Genomic DNA, 18,926 nt, shown 5'->3' with positions numbered 1-18,926 from the left:
CGACTTTCCCAAACAGTGACATACAAGCAATTGAACTGGAAATTCTATGATTGGAAAAGAAATTGACAAGGACTGGTGGCGTGGTGGTGTGATCTATCAGATCTATCCCCGGTCCTATCAGGATACCAATGGAGACGGTGTGGGTGATCTGAACGGGATTACCAGCCGCTTGCCTTACATCGCCTCTCTGGGCGTGGACGCAATCTGGATCTCTCCATTCTTCACATCGCCAATGCTCGACTTCGGCTACGATGTCTCGGACTATTGCGATGTTGACCCAATGTTCGGGAATCTGGCCGATTTCGACAAACTGATTTCTGCGGCTCATTATCTGGGGCTCAAGGTCATGATCGACCTTGTGCTGTCCCATACTTCCGACCAGCATCCGTGGTTTGTGGAAAGTCGGCGCGACCAAACCAACCACAAGTCAGACTGGTATGTCTGGGCGGATGCCAAGCCGGATGGAACCGTGCCCAACAACTGGCTCTCCATCTTCGGTGGGTCTTCATGGCAATGGGATAGTCGCCGCAAACAATATTATCTGCATAACTTCCTCAAGTCGCAGCCAGATTTGAACTTCCACAATCCGGACGTTCAGGATGCTTTGCTTGATGTTACCCGCTTCTGGCTGGATCGCGGTGTTGACGGTTTCCGCCTGGATACGATCAACTTCTATTTCCATAGTCAGACGCTGAGGGACAACCCGGCTCTGCCTCCGGAATTGCAGAACTATAATACGGCGCCAAGCGTCAACCCCTATACTTATCAGTCTCACCTCTATGACAAGAGCCAACCGGAGAATCTGGAATTCTTGAAGCGGTTCCGGGCCTTGCTGGACGAATATCCGGCAGCTGCGGCTGTGGGTGAAGTGGGGGATGACGAGCGGGGTCTGGAAATTCTGGCTGATTATACGTCCGGTGGCGACAAGATGCATATGTGCTACGCCTTCGACTTTCTCGGACCTGATGCACCAACACCGCAGAATGTCTACAAGGCCTTCACGTCGCTGCAATCCGAAGCGCCAGATGCTTGGGCCTGCTGGGCTTTCTCCAACCATGATGTCGTGCGCTATTGCACCCGTTGGCCGGTGAAGCCCGACTTGCAAGATACCGTCAACCGTCAACGCATTGCGCTTCTGCTCTCGTTGCGTGGGTCTGTTTGCCTCTATCAGGGCGAAGAACTCGGGCTGCAGGAAGCTGATGTGCCATATGAGGAACTGCAGGACCCTTACGGCATCGAATTCTGGCCGGACTTCAAGGGCCGCGATGGATGTCGCACGCCGATGGTCTGGGAGTATGAGCATACCAACGCTGGTTTCTCTGAATCCAAACCATGGTTGCCGATCCCAGAAGATCATGCTGCCACGACCGTCGATATTGAAGAACAGAACGAAACATCGCTACTCAATCATTATCGCGACATGCTGGCCTTCAGGAAACTCCATCCTGCCTTGTCAAAAGGGGCCATTCATTTCGTGACGAATGACGAAGAGGGGGATGTGCTGATCTTTATTCGCGAAAGTGAAGAAGAACGTCTCCTTTGTGTCTTCAACCTTGTTGCTGAAGAGCGCGAAGTGCCGTTTGATTTCGAAAATGTCGAGGCACTTGAAGTCGCCGGCTTTGAAAGCTTCATGATGGATAACTCCCTGCATCTGCCCGCTTATGGTGCTTATTTCGGGGTAATGAAGTGATGATGAAAAGTTTGCATGTAAGAGCTAGTAACTTGTTTCTCGGGAGGGCAGGATGGCAAGCCTGAAGCTTACAGATATCGAAAAGGCCTATGGCGTCACCAAGGTCCTCAAGAATATCAATCTGGAAATCGAGCAAGGCGAGTTCATCGTCTTCGTTGGGCCTTCTGGCTGTGGTAAATCCACCCTTCTACGCATGATAGCGGGGCTGGAGAGCATCACCGGCGGCGATTTGCAGATTGACGGACAGCGCATGAACGAAGTGCCTCCGTCCAAACGCGGCATTGCCATGGTGTTCCAGACATATGCGCTCTATCCGCATATGACGGTTTATGACAATATGGCCTTCGGCATGAAGATCGCCAAAGCTTCCAAGGAAGAGATCCATGAGCGGGTCTCCAAGGCAGCAGACATTCTGCAGTTGACCCCGTTTCTGGAGCGTCTGCCCAAGGCGCTTTCTGGTGGCCAGCGCCAGCGTGTTGCTATTGGTCGCGCCATTGTGCGTGATCCCAAGGTCTTCCTGTTCGATGAACCTCTGTCCAACCTCGATGCTGCCCTGCGTGTCGCAACCCGCATCGAGATCGCTCAGCTCAACGAGAGCATGCCGGACACCACGATGATTTATGTGACCCACGACCAGGTGGAAGCCATGACGTTGGCGGATCGCATTGTCGTGCTTTCCACGCGCGGTATCATTGAGCAGTGTGGGGCGCCCATGGAGCTCTATGAAAACCCGAAAAATGTTTTCGTGGCGCGCTTCATCGGCTCTCCGGCCATGAATGTCTATGACTGTAAGGTCATGGAAACCGGCGAGAAAACCCGCGTTGCCTTCGAAGAGGGCGGACATAGCTTTACGGTGAACGTGCCCAGCACACCAGATCAGAAAGGCAAGCCAGCCAAATTCGGCGTTCGTCCTGAAGATCTGCGTCTGTGTGAAGATGGCGATGAGCCACTTTACAAATGCGAAGTGCGCATCGTTGAAAAACTCGGTGAAGTGACCTTGCTCTATCTGGAACCACCGCATGAAGGGGAAGAAGCCCTGATTGCCAAGATTCCGGGCACCCATGACTTCAAGCGGGGCGAAATGGTAACCCTGACCGCAGACGACGAAAAACGCCATCTCTTCAATGAAGAAGAAATTTCCTTCCGTTGGATTGGCAAGGAATAGACTTCAGTCTTCGATTGAAAAAAGCAATGCAAAGGCTTTCATGCAATCGCATGGAGGCCTTTGCTGTATCAGCGTTGGATAATAAAAAGGCCAGCAGAAAAGTTTGCTGGCCTTGGGCTTCCTATCGGTCTTCTGCTGTGGCTTATTCGATTTCCGCGATGACCTCTGCCACAACACTGAAGAGCTGATCAATATGGCTCTTCTCGACGATGAGCGGTGGTGAGAGCGCGATGATGTCGCCGGTGACACGGATCATGGCACCTTTCTCCCAGGCTTTGATCATGGCTTCCATGCCACGAGAACCCGGTGCGCCTGCGCGTGGTGCAAGCTCAATACCGGCCACAAGCCCGAGGTTGCGCAAGTCGATGACATTGCGTCCGCCCTTAAGGCTATGCACCGCATCTTCCCAGTAGGAAGAGAGAGCGGCGGCATTCTCGAACAAGCCTTCTTCGGCATAGGTATCAAGTGTCGCAAGGCCTGCAGCAGCAGCCATCGGATGACCCGAATAGGTATAGCCGTGGAACAGCTCGATGGCCGCATCGGCATGGTCCATGGCGGACTGATAGATCTCGTTAGAGACGATTACGGCCCCAGCAGGGATGACGGCGTTGGTCAGGCCCTTTGCGGTGGTGATGATATCCGGGGTGACTCCGAAATATTCCGAAGCGCTCGCCTTGCCCAGACGGCCATAGCCGGTGATGACCTCATCAAAGATCAACAGGATACCATATTTGGTGCAGATCTCGCGTAGACGCTGCAGATAGCCCTTGGGCGGCATCAATACGCCCGTGGAGCCCGCCATAGGCTCGACGATGACGGCTGCAATGGTTGAGGGATCATGCAAGGCGATGATGTCAAGCAGCGCATTGGCTTTCTCGATGCCGCCATGTTCCGGGCAGCCGCGAGAGAAGGCATTCTTGGCAATGTCATGGGTATGCGGCAGATGGTCAACGCCCGTCAGCAGGGAGCCGAAATGCATGCGGTTCTTTGAGATGCCCCCAACAGAGATACCGCCAAAGCCGGTGCCGTGGTAGCCGCGCTCGCGACCAATCAGACGCGTGCGTGCTGCGTCGCCTCGGGCACGATGATAGTGCAGGGCGATCTTGAGGGCTGTATCAACGGATTCCGAGCCAGAGTTGGTAAAGAACACATGATCCATGCCCTCGGGGAAAAGGTCGGCCACGCGAGAGGCGAATTCAAAGGCTTTGGGATGACCAAACTGGAAGTTCGGCGCATAGTCCATCTCGGCGACTTGCTGCTGCACTGCTTTGACAATCCGCGGCGCATTATGGCCCGCATTCACACACCATAGCCCGGCGGTGCCGTCCAGAATATCGCGTCCGTCAGCACTCTTGTAGAACATGCCGTCGGCAGAAACCACCATACGCGGATCTTCCTTGAAGCCGCGATTGTGCGTGAAAGGCATCCAGAAACTGGATAAATCATTTGGCATTTTGCTTTGGTTGTTCATCTGGACCTCATTGGGAAAGTGATTTTGTTATCGGGCAAGTGTGCTGTGCCAGTGCAAAATGAACAAGTCTTTATTTTTGTATCCATAACCTATTGAAAATACGTACGCCGATAGTAAAGTGTTTGGAATATTGAACAGCTGAACGGGTGTGCTTAGCGCCAGAAGAGGAATAAAATGGTTGAGCCCCATTTGCCTCATACCGATTTGCCGCAAATGGGCGAAACCGAAGAGGATGTCGGTGCCGATATCGGCGAGCGCTTGCGTCAGGTCCGATTGGCTTACGGCCTCTCCCAAAGAGCGCTGGCCAAGAAAACAGGCGTTGCCAATGCCACCATATCACAAATCGAAAGCGGGCAGTCCAACCCTTCCGTCGGCGCGCTCAAGCGGATACTGGATGGCGTGGATATGGATCTAGCCCGTTTTTTCTCGTTCGAGCTCAGCGCAGAAGGGCGATATTTCTATAAGTCGAGTGATTTGAAGGAGATCGGGCGCGGTAAGTTGTCTTTTCGACTTGTCGGCGCAGACAGGCCAGAGAAGAGCATTCAGATGCTCCATGAACGCCTCATGCCTGGGGCGGACACTGGCCGTGTCGCTCTTAGCCACAAGGGCGAGGAATGCGGTATCGTACTTTCAGGAAGCCTTGAGGTAACGGTGGGTGACGAACGCCAGATCTTGCGACCCGGTGATGCGTGGTATTTCGAAAGCGCTCTGCCTCATCGTTTCCGCAACACGGGAGCAGAACCCTGTGTCTGTATAAGCGCCTGTTCACCGCCGACCTTCTGAAAGGGTTTTAATCTCGCTAAGCTTGCGGATTGCGGATGCAAAAACGGCGGGAGGTTAACGCCTGCGCTAACTCACCCGCCGGAATTGTTTCTATCATAGGGGCTCTTACGAGTGTCCCCTCATTGCTCGCTGTGTGCTTCGCTCTTGCTATCGGAAAGCTTGTTGCCGACAGCAATGAGGATGAGCACGGATACATTCATGACCAGCGCATAAATGGACGAGGGGACCATGAAGCGTCCATTGCCCATGAATTGCGCGATCACCAGAGCCAAGGCCACATTCTGCAAACCACATTCGATGGCAATCGTCAGGGCCTGCTTGGCGCTCAGTTTGAACAGGCGGCTGAACAGCAGAGCGGAGCCAATCGCTGCCAGATTGAGCAGAATGACCGCAGGCCCAACCGTGCTCCAGTGGGCCATGATGCTGTTCCACTCGCTATAGAAGGAGTTGACAACAATGGCTGCAAAGATTGCCGATGCGACAAATTTGGCAGGTTTTTCAATGCGGCTGGCAAAGTTTGGCAGAAAGCGGCAAATCGCCATGCCGATTGCCAGGGGCAAAGCAGAAATAGCCAGAACTTTCAGAGCGGTTTCGCCGAATGGCAGGGCATAAAGCTCGCTGCTGCTCGGGCCATCCACGCCCGAGCCGCTAAAGACGATGAAGGCAATGGAAAGCACCGTCGGGATGGTGATGAAAGCAACCAGATTGGTAAGGATCGTCAGCGAAATGGACAACGCTGTTTTGCCGCGAGCCAAAACCGTGAGCAAGTTGGAAGAAATTCCACCCGGTGCCGACGCCAGAATGATGAGGCCGATGGCATAAACGGTATCAAGGCGCGTAACCAGAGCAACGCACAGGGCGATCAACGGCAGAAAAACTAGCTGAGCAAGCAGACCTGCACCGACAGCATTCCATTGGCGTGGCAACGCCTTGAAGTCAGACAGGCGAACCGAAAGACCGACTGTCATCATGATGAGAGCCAGACCGATGGGAATAAGGGGTGTATTCACAGGATGACCTTTTCTTTTTATTGGCCAGAAGAGATGGATCGTTGGGCGCTGCGCTATCGGGATATGCTGGTTGATAGAGGCGACTGGTTTGCCCGTGCGACCTTGGAAATACTCACAATGACCTAAGGTGTCTCACTTAGTTGCATAGTTTAATGAACAAGAGCGCATTAATAAAGTAGGTGAGAGAGATAAAATTCGCATTTCCGTAGGAACTGACTTAATGGAAAAATCAGCCACTAAGGATGCGTAAGAGAGTTACACCTAGGTAAAAGTGGGAGACATCGTGAAAAAACTGATTATTGGCGCAATGGCAATGGGCCTGTCATGTTTGGCTGCAGAGGCTGCTGAATGGAAAGTGGGAGATATTACGGTTTCCGCTCCCTTTGCACGTGCGTCTGCCGGAATGGCAAATGCGGGCGGTGGTTTCATGCAGATCACCAACGAAGGGGATGCTGATCGCCTCATTGCAGCCAGCGCAGATGTTGGAAAAATGACCGAACTGCACACGCATATCAAGGATGGCGATGTGATGCGCATGCGTCAGGTGGAGGCAATCGACGTGCCAGCTCATGGAGAAGTGGCGCTTAAGCCGGGCAGCTATCATGTGATGTTCATGAAGCTGAAGGCCCCGCTGAAGAAGGGCGAGACATTCCCGCTGGAGTTGACATTCGAGAAGGCTGGCAAGGTTACAATTGAAGTGCCTGTTGCTGGCGTCGGCGCAAAGTCCGCACCACAGATGTAAATTTGCCTTGAACGGATAAAGGGCTGCAGCGACACCATTGTTGCTGCAGCTCCAATGGCGTCCGCTTAGCTTAGCAGCATGATGAGAAGAAAGGCGAACAGCCACTGCAACTGGAACATGGATGTTCCCAGCAGACACTGATTCTGCAACGGGGCCGTTTCTGCCAGAAAGAACCGGCGAATGGGCATCGCCAGAGCATAGATCATCAGCAACCCGGCGATAATCAGACTGACAAGGCTCAGTGTGCCCGGGTGGATCATACTATTGACGTGCACCAGCCCAACACAGGAAAATAGCATCAGGATGGCATAGAGGCGCCTTGCGGCCTGCGGTCCGATCTGAATAACCAGCGTGTGGCGCCCGCCTTCCGCATCGCCGATGCGATCTCGAAAATTGTTGACCACAAGAACCGCAGCAGCAGGCAATCCGATATAGAAACCGGCCCAGAAGCTCTCGACAGTCCATGTTCCTGTGAGCAGATAGGCGCTGCCCATAACCGACATGATGCCAAAAAAGCAGATGACAAAGACTTCCCCGAATGGAGAACCGGAGATCGGGTAGGGGCCGGAGGAATAGCCAAAGGCGCAAATGATGCCCACAATGCCGATAAGCAGAATGGGCCAGCCGCCCACATAGACCAGATAGAGGCCACAAAGCGCTGCGAGCAACAGAAACAGAAAGGCCGCCAAGCGCACCTGCCAGGGTTTGAGCAGCCCTAGAGAAGTCACGCGGGGCGGACCGAGCCGTTCGCTTGCCTGATCAAGGCCCGATGAGGCGTCGGCTGCGTCATTCCACAGGTTGGTTGCAATCTGAATGCTGACAGACGACAGAATGATGATGGGAAAGACAATCCAGTCTGCAGAGAGCTGAGCGCCAAATACAATAAGGCCAGCCAGCAAAACGGGGCTGAGGGATAGAATAAGCGTTTTGGGTCGCATCGCCATCAGCCACACCGATGACCAACTGACATTATTCTGAAACCGCTCAGCCATATTCATATCTGTACGAGCCAAAAGGAACCTCTCAGGGCGCATTGATCAAGTGTAGACGAAACCTTCTTCAGGCGTTGCTACACTACTTTTGGTCTAAATAAAATTCCTGAATCGAAATTCGTCTTAGGAATCGCAAGCTTTGCGCCAAAAAGTGAATAAAGGTTACAAAACGGCAACCTGTACTCGTATTCGGGCGTAAATGCCTACCCAAGCCTTGAAAGCTTGCCTGGCTGCGCGGTCAATCCAGATAAACAATGGACTTTTTCTCAACACTGATGTCCTGACGAATGGATTGTAGCGTCTTGATCAACACTGGATCATTCATTTGGTCGATGGCATGATAAAGCGCCTCGTCACTCATACCTGACAAGCAATCGGTCAGGATTGGCGCCAATTGCTCAGCGGGATAGAGTTTGAGGAGATCAACGGCATGGAATTGAATGAATACCAGCCCGTTGAGATCTTCCAGCAATTGCGCCCGGCCAGTTTCATCTTCGCTCTTGCCAAGCACAAGGTCTCGGACGATCGCACAATCTGCTTCATCATACCCATTGGCGGCCATAATTTGAGAAATTCTCTTGGCGCTGTGTTCGCGTTTGCGGCCTTCTATGACAGCTACATTTTCTTGTGGAGGCGTTCCGTCCGCTTCTTCAAACTGCCAGCTTTCCAGCGTTTGGGCCCGAGCTGCAATCTTGACCAGATCATCAGCCGTAGGGGCGAACTCTTCGCACACGAGACTTAGTCTGAAACCGCGCAGTAATTCGGTAGGCACAGCGGCAGTTCCTTGCGGAGCCGTCATGCGGGGATCTTGCGCGTTGGTCTGATCAATAATTTCAAAAATATCTTCAAGCGGTGTCTTTTCAAGCGGTGTCATTGGGGGGACTCGTTGCGTGAAAGGAAAGGGAATGGAACGGCAAAGGTTTGATGTCGAGATTGCCCTTGGAAAAATCAAAGAGCGTTGCAATTTACAACTTCAGCCTATCTATAAAGTCAAAAAGACGCAAACTTTCTTCGAAATACGAATTAGTACTTATCTAATAACTGATTTAAACTATTGAAATATATGCATAACTAGTGACAATATGAGATGATTGGGACCATTCGCAGAAAGCGGCCAGCCGCCGCAGTAGCGACGACGAGCGCAAGACGTGTGAGCACTATGTATCTTCTCGATGCCTTCAGGAAACCGCTTCCCGAGAACAGCGTGCATGAACATGTCAATGTTTTCCTGAAAACACCGGATTCCATCTATCTTGGGCATATAGCAAGTGCTGCAGTCCTCATTTTTATTGCCAGCAGCAATGCTTCTGTACCTACATGGTTTCTGATCCTTTGGGGTATTTTGGAAATCATCTTCTACCCACTGCTGATGGAGGTCTGGCGGCGTACTTATATGCGGATTAGGCCTAGCAAACGCACGCCTTATCTCTGGATAGGCCTGATGGATTATCTCAGCCTTGTTGTGGGGGCCAGTTGGGGCGTGATGACCTTTGTCAGCCTCAATCCTGATAATGTTGCGCACTTTGCGATCCAGATGTCCATTGCAGCCGGAGCGACGGCTGCGGCCGTTCGTTCACTGGGCGTTTTTCCGCGATCCTTCGCCCTGTATGCTGTGCCTTATCTGGGGCTATTGTCCTTGCGGCTCATTCTGCTAGGAGACGAATTCATTCTCCTCGGCGGGCTTGTGCTCGTTTTCCTCTCCATGATGCTGCGCTTTGGCCATGACACGCTGGAATCCGTGTCGCAATATATTCAAATCAGCAACGAGAATCTCGACCTAGCTCAGCGCTATCGGGAAGCGGCCGAGGCAGCACGTCACGCCAACCGTGAAAAGACACGCCTCCTGGCTGCCGCTAGCCATGATTTGCGCCAACCATTGCATGCCATCGGTCTGCATATCGAGACATTGCCCCTCAAGACAATGGATGAAAAAAGCCGAGAGACGCTTGGCCGTATCCGCTCCTCTTTGCAGACACTGTCCAAGCTTTTCAACTCGGTGCTGGATGTCAGTTTGCTTGACAGTGGCAAGGTGCAGGTGCGTCCTTCGCTTTTTGATCTCGAAGATATGCTCAACCATGTGCTTGATGACTACGAGCCATTGGCTGAGATTGCCCACGTCACCTTGATGCTCGAATGCCCCAAGGTCGGAATTCTGGCTGACGGTATATTGGTGCGGCGCATGGTGCAAAATCTGCTGTCCAACGCCATTCGTCATTCCGGCGGAGGCTTTGCGCGCATTCTTGTCGAGCAGGCGGGAGAGGATCTGAGCATATCTGTCTGCGATGACGGTCCGGGCATTCCGGCAGAGCATCAAGCTGTCATTTTCGAAGAATTTACGCAGATTAAAAAAAGGCGTCAACGGATCATGCCCAACATGGACACGTCCGATCAGGTCGAGAAGGGGCTCGGGCTGGGATTGGCGATCGTCCGGCGGCTTGCCGACCTCCAGAATATCGCGCTTGATCTTGATACAAGCCCGTCGGGCACCAAGATCACGCTTAGGGGCTTTAAAAGCGCACCCCTGTCACAGAAAAGAAAGCCATCCAAAGGGGCGTCAGATCGCATTGGGGCAGTCTTCGGTTACAAGAGGATCCTTGTGGTGGATGATGATGAAGGAACGCGGCAGGCAACGGCTAGTTTGTTGCAAGCGTGGGGGTGCCAGTTGGCAACTGCTGAAAGCCTGGAAGCTCTGGATGACATCGAAGGGCCAATTGACCTCATCATCTCGGACTTTTCATTCCCAGCCCGATATACCGGTCTTGACATCATTAAGAAGGCTCGGATGCGTTATGGCAAAGACCTGAAAGCGCTTGTTATATCGGGAGATCTTTCTGACAAGGTGCATCAGCGCGTCAGCCGGGAAAAACTGCTTCTCATCCATAAACCGGTTCAGCCGGTTCAGCTGCGATCCGCCATGCTCGGCTTGTTTTCCAGTGATAGCGACGCGCAAGTCATCTCGTAACATATCCATCATGGTATGATGCCAATGCATCGAGGGACATGATGAACAGGCTATCAATTCAGTCCATAGCTCGCCGCAATGGCCGACGCCGCGGCCCGGTTCGAGACGCCCAGATTTTTCATCAGGGCTGAAACATGACTGCGGACCGTGAAGGGCGATAGATCCAGCTCGCGAGCGATTTCCTTATTCGAAAGGCCGTGGCGCAGCAGCTTGAGAATCTCGATCTGGCGTGGTGTCAACTCATCCAGTGCAGGTTTGATCAGGCCGTTGACGTCAGGCGAAAGCCCCTCATCGCTCAGGCGAACCTCGATATTGCCCTTCATGACGCTTTCCACCGCTTGGAGCATTTGATCGGAAGAAACGGATTTCGAGACGTATCCATTCACGCCAAGCGCCATGATATGATCCACCTCGGCGGGGTCATTCATCATCGAAACCGCAATGATCGGGCAAAGGGAAAAGGTCTGCCTAAGTCGTTTCAGGTCGCGCATATAGTCAAAGCCGGGAAACAGCAGGTCAGAGATGATCAGATCCGGATCGGGTGCGGCAGAAATCTGCGCATTGAGATCACTGGCGTCGCCTGCCTCGTCAATGCTTGCCTCCGGAAACAGGCCGGACAACAATTGCTTCATGCCGGTTCTGTATAAAGGATGGTCGTCTGCCAGAATGATCCGCATAAGGAATCCTCCCCGATAATCAAAAGGGTTGAATGAAGAGCCGGGGCCAAAAAGAGTGGTCTATGAGGATAAGTGTCCAATGAAGGTGCCGAACTGTCCAGAGCTACATCTGTACAAGCCCGGCGACCGGTCATTAGTGGTCTGATTTCGCGAGGAAATGGTGATCAAGGCCAGTGTCATAATCGAGCCCTTCACGGGTAAGGACGATTGGCGGCACGTCCTTGTCGTTGACAAGCCCTTTACGCGCAAGCGCTGTCCAAACGGCCCGGTTGTTGAAGCCCGTTGCATCGGCGCTGTTTACGACATACTCGCCCACATGCAGATGGTCACCATGGGCATGCGGCAGACGGAGAATGGTAATCGTGCCATCGGTGTTCCATGCCTCATCCGGCTGAGAGCGCGCCAGAATTTGGGTCAGGACAAGGGTCTTCAATTGCAGTTTATTGAGTTTGAGCGGATTGACGCGCTTCATGAGGACGAAACCTTTCACAAAAAACAAGAACGGAGCAGCAATCTGTTGGCCGCGGCCGCTTTCGGTGCCCTGAGGCGAATGGTCGGACGCATCGGCCCGACCAGAATTGATGTCTTTAACAAACCACAGCTGAGGCGTAAACGCCAATGGCTTGCTTGTCAGCCGTTGTTTTTAAAGAGGCCAGTGATGCTGGCGGATGCAAGCTGATTGCGCATGATATTGAAACGCACATAGGCTCCGGTCATGCCGTCCGGTTCGATTTCATCCAGACTCAGGGCATGAAGCGTAAAGATATAGCGATGGGCAGGATCATCCGGCGGCGGATAAGCGCCCGTGAAATTCTCTGTTCCTGCGTCATTGAGTGCGCTTTTGGCACTGGCCGGCAGGGTGGCGCTGGAAATCTCACCAGACTCGGAAACAGGAATGTTGGTGATGATCATGTGCCAGAAACCCGATCCGGTTGGGGCGTCCGGATCATAGCAGGTCAGGGCAAGGCTTTTGGCCTCTGCCGGAACGCCGCTCCACTGAAGGGTAGGGGAAAGGTCTTCTCCACCTAGGCCTTGTGAAACGCTCTTTTGGGGTAGCGGATCGCCATTTTTAAAGTCGGGACTGATAAGCTGCATGGATTATCCTCCTGAAGAACTTCTGTGCTCTGACCAAACGTAAGAGCACGCGCAAAGACTAAAATGAAATCAATAGCCTGTACCGGCATTCTGTCGGCACCATTTTCCGACCTTGCCCTGAAGTGAGGGCATGAGGTCTGTTTCCAGACTAGGCAAATTTCACGAGATTACAAGAAGGCCGCACAAGGCGAGGAGTATTTGGGCAAGGCTGTGGCTTCTCAACTTTCTCCCCTTGTGGACAGAAAAGACGTTTCACAAGGCATCATGAAAGAGGGGCATGCTCGACCTGCAAACTCACACGATCTGCAGCAAAGCGGGTCTTGGAATATTGCACCGGTCGCCCTTCGAGATCGGCATTGATCGCAAAGGTCACCAATACTATCGAGCCTGGTGACAGGCGCAAGATCTCCACATCATCCAGCGTCGCGTGATAGGCCTCGATGCGCGTTGATATGCGCACATAATCATCCAGCCCGCAGGCGGCAAATGCTCTGGTGACAGAATTAAAGCGCAGCAGATTGTCCGCCATATCGGGAAAGCGCGCATGCTCGAACCATGCTGTCGCACGGCTGACCGGAGTATCATCGCCAACACCGACAGACCGGACCTGAAGCACCGGCGCTCCGACATCCAGCTGCAGGGCCTGCGCAACCTCTTCCGGCGCAGGCATCACATCGTGCGACATCATGCGGGATTCGCCCCTCTGGCCTTGTTCAGCCAGACTGGCCGAAAAGCGGGTGCGCTTGGAAATGGGATAGGTCAGACGGTCTGGCTGAATGATAAAAGTGCCACGTCCCTGTTCTGCGCGCAGAATGCCTTCGCTGACAAGGGCCGAGATGGCAGAGCGCACCGTGTGGCGGTTGACCCCGAATAGCTCGGCCAGCTCCATTTCTGGCGGCAGTTTTCCATGCTTGTCTCCCAGCCCCGAAGTAATACCTGCCCGGATTGCGTCGGCAATTTGTCGCCACAAGGCAATGCCTGTGCGACGTCCTATGCCACTTCTGATGATGTCCGAAGCCATAACGCCGTGCTCCTCTGGGCGATGGGACAGGGGAACTGCCATCGTGGCCTGATTCGCATCATAACGGCTATCTTTATGCGCCCAGCTGCCCATATCTTTGTTTCCTGCTGCCGCTTTGGCGGCTCTTTGTGCCTCTGCCATTTGGAAAATTTAAAAGTCATGCGGATGTCATAGGGGCGTCATTATCTGGCTGTATCTCATGCATAAGTTTACTTGTCTATATGAATATACAAATTTGCAAGCGTGAGCCAAGATTCATGGGAATATGGCGCAAAGACCAAAGGCTTTCTCGTCATGGACGAGATGCGGCCCAGCTCTTTTCCCTGAAAGAAGGCTTTTTGCAGCAACCAGCTCAAACCGGATTTGACCCCAAACTGGAATGACCATCATGCAACACACCCAATCATCACAGGCCGAGGCAGCCTATGCTGAAAAGGCCCAAAGCAATGAAAAGGCACGGGAAGCCCTCTCGCCACAGCAAAAAGCACGGCAAGAGCGCATGTCTGTTCTGGCTCATGCCCAAATGGCGGAACTGATCCGGCTCTGGAAGACGCTAGAGCTTGACCCCGGCTGCGAACTGCTGCGCGGGCCAGAAACCGGATTGGTAGCCTTGCGCGGCCGCATCGGAGGAGGCGGGGCACCCTTCAACTTTGGTGAAGCCACCATGACGCGCGCCACAGTGCGTATAGAAAATGGTGCCATCGGCCATGCGCTCATGCTCGGACGCGATCATGGCAAGGCAAAGCTGGCCGCTGTGATCGACGCGATGGCAAGCGATCCCGAGATGGAAGTGCGGATCGAAATGTCCATACTTGCTCCCCTCAAAAAACTGGCAACGGACAAAGATAAGGGCAGGGCGGCACAAACGCAGGCCACCCGCGTCAATTTCTTCACAATGGTCAGAGGAGACGACTGATGGCTGAAATGATGTCTAACAATCCAGCCACAGGGGCGAATCTGGATGCGATGATCGGCGGGTTAGGCGACCCCGTTTTTCAAACCCAACGCCTTTTTCGCTCTATCATGTATGCCATGGCTCGCCCCGGTACAATTCATCCGCTAAAAACCGACGCGCAGCCTCCAGCGTCCATCTATCCATTGACGGCAGCGGTTCTGGCGACATTGGCCGATGCGGATACATCGGTATGGCTGGAAGAGGCTCTCGCAGACAACAGCGCCCTTGTAAATTGGTTGACCTTCCATATCGGCGCGCCATTTGCCGCCGAGCCTTCAGAGGCGTCTTTCGCTGTGTTGAAAGGTGGCAAGGAGATGCCCGCGCTCGATGGCTTCGCCAAAGGGTCACAGGATTATCCGGATCGCTCCGCCACATTGATGATCGAGGTAGAAGCATTAAGCGACAAGCCGCAATGGTGTCTTTCCGGTCCCGGCATCAAGGATCAGAATAGCCTGACGGTCTCGGTGCTTTCCTCTTTGTTTGTGTCCCAGTGGCAAGACAATCACGCGCTCTTTCCTCGCGGTGTCGACATCATTTTCGTCTCTCCCGACGCAATTGCCTGTTTGCCGCGCACAACGCGCATTGCCCTTGCAAATCCCAACGCCTCTGACAAGCAGGAGCACTGATATGTATGTTGCTGTAAAGGGCGGGGAAGCCGCCATTAAGGCCGCGCACGAGCTGCTGGCAGATCGCCGCCGGGGAGACAGAGCGCTGCCTGCCATCTCGCTGGAGCAGATCTCCGAACAAATGGCTCTTGCTGTGGATCGGGTCATGAGCGAAGGCGCTCTTTATGACAGGGAATTAGCGGCCCTTGCCATCAAGCAGGCTCGTGGAGACATGATCGAAGCGATCTTCCTGTTGCGCGCCTATCGCACAACGCTTCCGCGCATGGGATATTCCAAGCCGGTGGATACCAGCGCGATGCAGATCCATCGGCGCATCTCGGCAACCTTCAAGGATTTGCCCGGCGGGCAGATCCTCGGGCCGACCTTTGATTATACCCACCGCTTGCTTGATCCGTCGCTGGCGACGGATGAAGAGGTACCCGCACCAGAAGCGGTCAATCCTTCAGATGATCAGACTGATGAGCCTATGCCGCGCGTATCGGATCTGATTGCGGGGGAAGGTTTGATGGAACCCGACAGTGAGGAACCGGAGAGCGGCTGCGATTGGGACGAGCCGGGTGACTTGACGCGCAAGCCGATGCAATTCCCCATGAGCCGAGATCTGCGCCTGCAGGCGCTCTCCCGTGGTGATGAAGGCTTCCTTCTCTCGCTTGGCTATTCCACCCAGCGCGGCTTTGGGCGCAGTCACCCGTTCGCCGGAGAAATCCGGATTGGCGAGGTTGATGTGGAAGTGGAGGTTCCGGAGTTGGGCTTTGCCGTGTCCGTTGGCCGCATTCAGGTGAGCGAGTGCCAGATGGTCAACCAGTTCAAGGGCTCCAAAACCGTGCCGCCGCAATTCACCCGAGGCTACGGGCTGGTGTTCGGCCAATCAGAGCGCAAGTCCATGTCCATGGCGCTGTGTGACCGAGCCTTGCGGGCCAAGGAGCTGGAAGAGGACATTCTCGCGCCCGCGCAGGACGAGGAATTTGTCATTTCCCACGCAGACAATGTGCAGGCAACCGGCTTTGTTGAGCATCTCAAACTGCCGCACTATGTGGATTTTCAGGCCGAGCTGAAGCTTGTGCGCCAGATGCAATCGGAATTCTATGAGTCAAGTCCGCAAACAGCAGAGGCGGATGATACGCAGGAGGCGGCACAATGACATCCGCACCTTTCAGCTCAAGCGAGGCGCAATCGGGCGCCATTGCCGACTATAACTTCGCCTATCTCGATGAGCAGACCAAACGCATGATCCGCCGTGCGATCCTCAAGGGCATTGCCATTCCCGGCTATCAAGTGCCCTTTGCCAGCCGCGAAATGCCCATGCCCTATGGGTGGGGTACCGGCGGCGTGCAGGTAACCGCCTCCATCATCGGACCGGACGATACCCTCAAGGTCATCGATCAGGGGGCTGACGATACCACCAATGCGGTGTCTATCAGGGCCTTCTTTGCCAAAATGGCAAAGGTCAAGACGACCACCCACACCGGTGAGGCGTCCGTCATCCAGACCCGTCACCGCATCCCCGAAGAGCAATTGCATGAAGGGCAGGTGATTGTCTTTCAGGTGCCGATCCCCGAACCCTTGCGTTTTCTGGAGCCGCGCGAAACCGAAACCCGCAAGATGCATGCGGTCGAAGACTATGGCCTCATGCATGTGAAGCTCTATGAGGATATCGCCCAGAAGGGCCATATCGCAACCAACTATGCCTATCCGGTGAAGGTGAAGGGGCGTTACATCATGGACCCGTCGCCAACCCCGAAATTTGACAATCCGAAAATGAATCAGAGCGAAGCTCTCCAGCTTTATGGGGCGGGCCGCGAAATGCGCATCTACGCCATTCCGCCCTATACCGATGTGGTAAGCCTCGATTTTGAGGACTACCCCTTTGAGGTGCAGACCTTCGAAGAGCCTTGCGCTCTATGTGGTGGAACGGGCGTGTTTCTTGATGAAGTCATTCTCGATGATCAGGGCGGGCGCATGTTTGTCTGCTCTGACAGCGACTATTGCGAAGACCGCCGCGCCAAAGGCCATCGCGGAGCCCTGTCTCCGGATATTTATGAAAGTGAAGAGAGCCTCTCCGCACAAATCAGTCAGGAAGGAGCGGACGCATGACCAGACATATGGATATGACTCATGCCGGTGATCATCTGCCCAAGACATCTCTTGTTGCGCCGCGCCCCATGGACCTCAGTGAAAAGCCGCTGCTCCAGGTGCGCTCTGTAAGCAAATATTACGGTCGTCGTATCGGCTGCGAAGATGTGAGCTTCGATTTGTGGCCCGGTGAGGTGCTTGCCATTGTCGGGGAATCCGGCTCAGGCAAGACAACGCTTCTGGATTGCATCTCCACGCGCATGACCCCGACCTCCGGCATGGTCAACTATCGTATGCGCGATGACACAATGCGCGAAGTTTTCCGCCTGAGTGAAGCCGAGAAACGCTTCCTGATGCGCACAGATTGGGGCTTTGTACATCAAAACCCGGCCGATGGCCTGCGTATGACGGTTTCGGCCGGAGCCAATGTTGGCGAGCGTCTTATGGCGATTGGCGAGCAGCATTATGGTGATATCCGGCAGACGGCGTCCGACTGGCTTGAGCAGGTGGAGATCGCCAAGGACCGCATCGATGACCAGCCCCGTGCCTTCTCGGGCGGCATGCGTCAGCGATTGCAGATCGCGCGCAATCTGGTAACCGGTCCGCGCCTTGTCTTCATGGATGAGCCAACCGGCGGTCTTGATGTCTCGGTGCAGGCCCGTTTGCTCGACCTGCTACGCAGCCTCGTTGCCGAATTGGGGCTCGCCGCCATCGTTGTCACGCATGATCTGGCGGTGGCGCGCCTGCTTTCCCATCGCATGGTGGTTATGAAAGAGGGCCGCATCATCGAAACCGGCCTGACGGATCGCGTGCTTGATGATCCGCAAGCGCCCTATACCCAGCTTCTCATCTCATCCATTCTTCAGGTTTAGGAGCGTCAGATGGAAAACACACTTTCGTCCTCCAATACACTGTCATCGATAGTCAAGACGACACCGGTTATTCTGACGGATGTCGCCAAGAACTTCACGATGCATTTGCGTGGCTCTGTGTCCATTCCGGTCGTTGCGGGGGTCAATTTCGCTCTGCGCGCAGGGGAATGCGCGGTGTTGGGCGGCCCGTCCGGCGTTGGCAAAAGCTCCATCCTGAAGATGATCTACGGCAATTACAGCGCCAACTGCGGACAGATCATGGTGGCCTATCGCGAGACGATGGTGGATATCGCAACGGCTGATCCGCGCACTGTGCTGGCTGTGCGCCGCGAAGCTGTTGGCTATGTAAGTCAGTTCCTGCGGGCTATGCCGCGCGTTCCCGCGCTTGATGTCGCCGCAGAAGCGCTGGTCGAGCAGGGCGAAGAGGTAACAAGCGCACGCGATAAGGCAGGCACCATGCTGGCGCGGCTTAATCTGCCAGAAAAGCTCTGGCAGTTGCCGCCTGCAACTTTCTCAGGTGGTGAACAGCAAAGGGTCAATATTGCTCGAGGCTTTCTGACCAATCATCCCATCCTGCTGCTTGACGAACCCACCGCCTCACTTGATGCAGCCAATCGGGCCGTTGTGATAGATCTTATCCGGGAGAAGAAGAAGCAGGGTGTGGCGCTTCTTGGCATTTTTCATGATGAGGACGTGCGCGAAGAGATCGCGGATGCCATAATCGATGTTGCCCATTTTGCGCAAAGTGCCAAGCTGGCTGGTGAGCGCAATGCAACGCAAAGAGCAGGCTAG

General features: G+C 54.2%; 20 protein-coding genes. 12 read left to right on the top strand and 8 right to left on the bottom strand.

The window, feature by feature from the left end; translation table 11 throughout:
• Positions 1-46: 46 nt before the first annotated feature.
• Entirely contained in the window at positions 47-1,690 is a 1,644-nt protein-coding gene (gene bglA, locus ACKPCT_RS08915) for a beta-galactosidase BglA (RefSeq protein ID WP_090068267.1), read from the top strand.
• 52 nt (positions 1,691-1,742) lie between these two features.
• A complete protein-coding gene (locus tag ACKPCT_RS08910) occupies positions 1,743-2,855 on the top strand; it encodes an ABC transporter ATP-binding protein (protein WP_090068269.1) in 1,113 nt (370 codons plus the stop codon).
• 142 nt (positions 2,856-2,997) lie between these two features.
• Here ACKPCT_RS08910 and ACKPCT_RS08905 read toward each other — a convergent pair whose 3' ends face one another.
• The gene (locus ACKPCT_RS08905; RefSeq protein ID WP_319569008.1) at positions 2,998-4,326 is read right to left on the bottom strand and encodes an aspartate aminotransferase family protein; all 1,329 of its coding nucleotides are present in this window, start codon (positions 4,324-4,326) and stop codon (positions 2,998-3,000) included.
• Positions 4,327-4,539: 213 nt separating this feature from the next.
• Between ACKPCT_RS08905 and ACKPCT_RS08900 the strand changes: the two genes are divergently transcribed.
• Positions 4,540-5,109 (top strand): cupin domain-containing protein, encoded by a 570-nt coding sequence (locus ACKPCT_RS08900; RefSeq protein ID WP_090068931.1) that lies wholly within the window; start codon positions 4,540-4,542, stop codon positions 5,107-5,109.
• Positions 5,110-5,228: 119 nt separating this feature from the next.
• Here the strand turns inward: ACKPCT_RS08900 and ACKPCT_RS08895 are convergent, their stop codons facing one another.
• Positions 5,229-6,119, bottom strand: coding sequence for a bile acid:sodium symporter family protein (locus tag ACKPCT_RS08895; RefSeq protein WP_090068272.1), 891 nt, complete (start codon positions 6,117-6,119; stop codon positions 5,229-5,231).
• Positions 6,120-6,122: 3 nt separating this feature from the next.
• Here ACKPCT_RS08895 and ACKPCT_RS08890 point away from each other — a divergent pair, with 3 nt between their 5' ends.
• The gene (locus tag ACKPCT_RS08890) at positions 6,123-6,245 is read left to right on the top strand and encodes a hypothetical protein (RefSeq protein WP_280141741.1); all 123 of its coding nucleotides are present in this window, start codon (positions 6,123-6,125) and stop codon (positions 6,243-6,245) included.
• 157 nt (positions 6,246-6,402) lie between these two features.
• A complete protein-coding gene (locus ACKPCT_RS08885) occupies positions 6,403-6,861 on the top strand; it encodes a copper chaperone PCu(A)C (protein WP_210186621.1) in 459 nt (152 codons plus the stop codon).
• 65 nt (positions 6,862-6,926) lie between these two features.
• Here ACKPCT_RS08885 and menA read toward each other — a convergent pair whose 3' ends face one another.
• Together menA and ACKPCT_RS08875 are read right to left on the bottom strand one after the other, a co-directional pair.
• Positions 6,927-7,874: a 1,4-dihydroxy-2-naphthoate octaprenyltransferase gene (gene menA, locus ACKPCT_RS08880; RefSeq protein ID WP_319569007.1), complete on the bottom strand. Its 948-nt coding sequence runs from the start codon at positions 7,872-7,874 to the stop codon at positions 6,927-6,929.
• A gap of 217 nt (positions 7,875-8,091) precedes the next feature.
• On the bottom strand, positions 8,092-8,727 hold the full coding sequence (locus ACKPCT_RS08875) for a DUF4202 family protein (protein ID WP_090068278.1): 636 nt from the start codon (positions 8,725-8,727) through the stop codon (positions 8,092-8,094).
• Positions 8,728-9,012: 285 nt separating this feature from the next.
• Between ACKPCT_RS08875 and ACKPCT_RS08870 the strand changes: the two genes are divergently transcribed.
• Positions 9,013-10,815 carry an ATP-binding response regulator gene (locus ACKPCT_RS08870; RefSeq protein ID WP_319569404.1) on the top strand — a complete coding sequence of 601 codons (1,803 nt, stop codon included), beginning with the start codon at positions 9,013-9,015 and terminating at the stop codon, positions 10,813-10,815.
• Between the two features lie 53 nt (positions 10,816-10,868).
• On the opposite strand, the gene ACKPCT_RS08865 is transcribed toward ACKPCT_RS08870, so the two are convergent.
• The 4 genes from ACKPCT_RS08865 to phnF all read right to left on the bottom strand — a co-directional run bounded on the left by ACKPCT_RS08865 (position 10,869) and on the right by phnF (position 13,608).
• A complete protein-coding gene (locus tag ACKPCT_RS08865) occupies positions 10,869-11,492 on the bottom strand; it encodes a LuxR C-terminal-related transcriptional regulator (RefSeq protein WP_090068282.1) in 624 nt (207 codons plus the stop codon).
• A 133-nt stretch (positions 11,493-11,625) separates the two neighbouring features.
• On the bottom strand, positions 11,626-11,964 hold the full coding sequence (locus tag ACKPCT_RS08860) for a hypothetical protein (RefSeq protein ID WP_090068932.1): 339 nt from the start codon (positions 11,962-11,964) through the stop codon (positions 11,626-11,628).
• 158 nt (positions 11,965-12,122) lie between these two features.
• Positions 12,123-12,587 (bottom strand): YbhB/YbcL family Raf kinase inhibitor-like protein, encoded by a 465-nt coding sequence (locus ACKPCT_RS08855; RefSeq protein WP_090068285.1) that lies wholly within the window; start codon positions 12,585-12,587, stop codon positions 12,123-12,125.
• Between the two features lie 262 nt (positions 12,588-12,849).
• Positions 12,850-13,608 carry a phosphonate metabolism transcriptional regulator PhnF gene (gene phnF, locus ACKPCT_RS08850; RefSeq protein ID WP_090068933.1) on the bottom strand — a complete coding sequence of 253 codons (759 nt, stop codon included), beginning with the start codon at positions 13,606-13,608 and terminating at the stop codon, positions 12,850-12,852.
• A 499-nt stretch (positions 13,609-14,107) separates the two neighbouring features.
• Between phnF and phnG the strand changes: the two genes are divergently transcribed.
• From phnG to phnL, 6 genes are all read left to right on the top strand, one after another.
• Complete coding sequence (gene phnG / locus ACKPCT_RS08845; RefSeq protein ID WP_407652483.1) at positions 14,108-14,524, top strand: phosphonate C-P lyase system protein PhnG; 417 nt, start codon at positions 14,108-14,110, stop codon at positions 14,522-14,524.
• Entirely contained in the window at positions 14,524-15,189 is a 666-nt protein-coding gene (gene phnH / locus ACKPCT_RS08840; RefSeq protein WP_319569005.1) for a phosphonate C-P lyase system protein PhnH, read from the top strand. Before phnG ends, phnH begins: the two co-directional genes overlap by 1 nt.
• A 1-nt stretch (position 15,190) precedes the next feature.
• On the top strand, positions 15,191-16,330 hold the full coding sequence (locus ACKPCT_RS08835; RefSeq protein ID WP_319569004.1) for a carbon-phosphorus lyase complex subunit PhnI: 1,140 nt from the start codon (positions 15,191-15,193) through the stop codon (positions 16,328-16,330).
• A complete protein-coding gene (locus ACKPCT_RS08830; RefSeq protein ID WP_090068289.1) occupies positions 16,327-17,283 on the top strand; it encodes an alpha-D-ribose 1-methylphosphonate 5-phosphate C-P-lyase PhnJ in 957 nt (318 codons plus the stop codon). The genes ACKPCT_RS08835 and ACKPCT_RS08830 overlap by 4 nt, the downstream gene beginning before the upstream one ends.
• A 68-nt stretch (positions 17,284-17,351) precedes the next feature.
• Positions 17,352-18,134, top strand: a complete 783-nt coding sequence (gene phnK / locus ACKPCT_RS08825; protein WP_090068940.1) for a phosphonate C-P lyase system protein PhnK — start codon at positions 17,352-17,354, stop codon at positions 18,132-18,134.
• 9 nt (positions 18,135-18,143) lie between these two features.
• The gene (gene phnL, locus ACKPCT_RS08820) at positions 18,144-18,926 is read left to right on the top strand and encodes a phosphonate C-P lyase system protein PhnL (RefSeq protein ID WP_319569003.1); all 783 of its coding nucleotides are present in this window, start codon (positions 18,144-18,146) and stop codon (positions 18,924-18,926) included.

It is taken from the genome of Cohaesibacter marisflavi (genome assembly GCF_963665895.2).
In the GTDB taxonomy this organism is placed as follows: domain Bacteria; phylum Pseudomonadota; class Alphaproteobacteria; order Rhizobiales; family Cohaesibacteraceae; genus Cohaesibacter; species Cohaesibacter marisflavi.
The sequence above is the reverse complement of the archived record's forward strand: the minus strand, read 5'-3'. Positions and strand labels throughout refer to the sequence as shown.

Coding starts and splice junctions, on each gene's coding strand:
- phnL (WP_319569003.1), top strand. CDS start 18,144: ATGGAAAACACACTTTCGTCCTCCAATACACTGTCATCGATAGTCAAG.
- ACKPCT_RS08875 (WP_090068278.1), bottom strand. CDS start 8,727: ATGACACCGCTTGAAAAGACACCGCTTGAAGATATTTTTGAAATTATT.
- ACKPCT_RS08835 (WP_319569004.1), top strand. CDS start 15,191: ATGTATGTTGCTGTAAAGGGCGGGGAAGCCGCCATTAAGGCCGCGCAC.
- ACKPCT_RS08870 (WP_319569404.1), top strand. CDS start 9,013: ATGTATCTTCTCGATGCCTTCAGGAAACCGCTTCCCGAGAACAGCGTG.
- ACKPCT_RS08855 (WP_090068285.1), bottom strand. CDS start 12,587: ATGCAGCTTATCAGTCCCGACTTTAAAAATGGCGATCCGCTACCCCAA.
- phnK (WP_090068940.1), top strand. CDS start 17,352: ATGGACCTCAGTGAAAAGCCGCTGCTCCAGGTGCGCTCTGTAAGCAAA.
- phnH (WP_319569005.1), top strand. CDS start 14,524: ATGGCTGAAATGATGTCTAACAATCCAGCCACAGGGGCGAATCTGGAT.
- ACKPCT_RS08910 (WP_090068269.1), top strand. CDS start 1,743: ATGGCAAGCCTGAAGCTTACAGATATCGAAAAGGCCTATGGCGTCACC.
- phnG (WP_407652483.1), top strand. CDS start 14,108: ATGTCTGTTCTGGCTCATGCCCAAATGGCGGAACTGATCCGGCTCTGG.
- ACKPCT_RS08900 (WP_090068931.1), top strand. CDS start 4,540: ATGGGCGAAACCGAAGAGGATGTCGGTGCCGATATCGGCGAGCGCTTG.
- ACKPCT_RS08890 (WP_280141741.1), top strand. CDS start 6,123: ATGACCTTTTCTTTTTATTGGCCAGAAGAGATGGATCGTTGGGCGCTG.
- ACKPCT_RS08905 (WP_319569008.1), bottom strand. CDS start 4,326: ATGAACAACCAAAGCAAAATGCCAAATGATTTATCCAGTTTCTGGATG.
- bglA (WP_090068267.1), top strand. CDS start 47: ATGATTGGAAAAGAAATTGACAAGGACTGGTGGCGTGGTGGTGTGATC.
- ACKPCT_RS08830 (WP_090068289.1), top strand. CDS start 16,327: ATGACATCCGCACCTTTCAGCTCAAGCGAGGCGCAATCGGGCGCCATT.
- phnF (WP_090068933.1), bottom strand. CDS start 13,608: ATGGCTTCGGACATCATCAGAAGTGGCATAGGACGTCGCACAGGCATT.
- ACKPCT_RS08860 (WP_090068932.1), bottom strand. CDS start 11,964: ATGAAGCGCGTCAATCCGCTCAAACTCAATAAACTGCAATTGAAGACC.
- ACKPCT_RS08865 (WP_090068282.1), bottom strand. CDS start 11,492: ATGCGGATCATTCTGGCAGACGACCATCCTTTATACAGAACCGGCATG.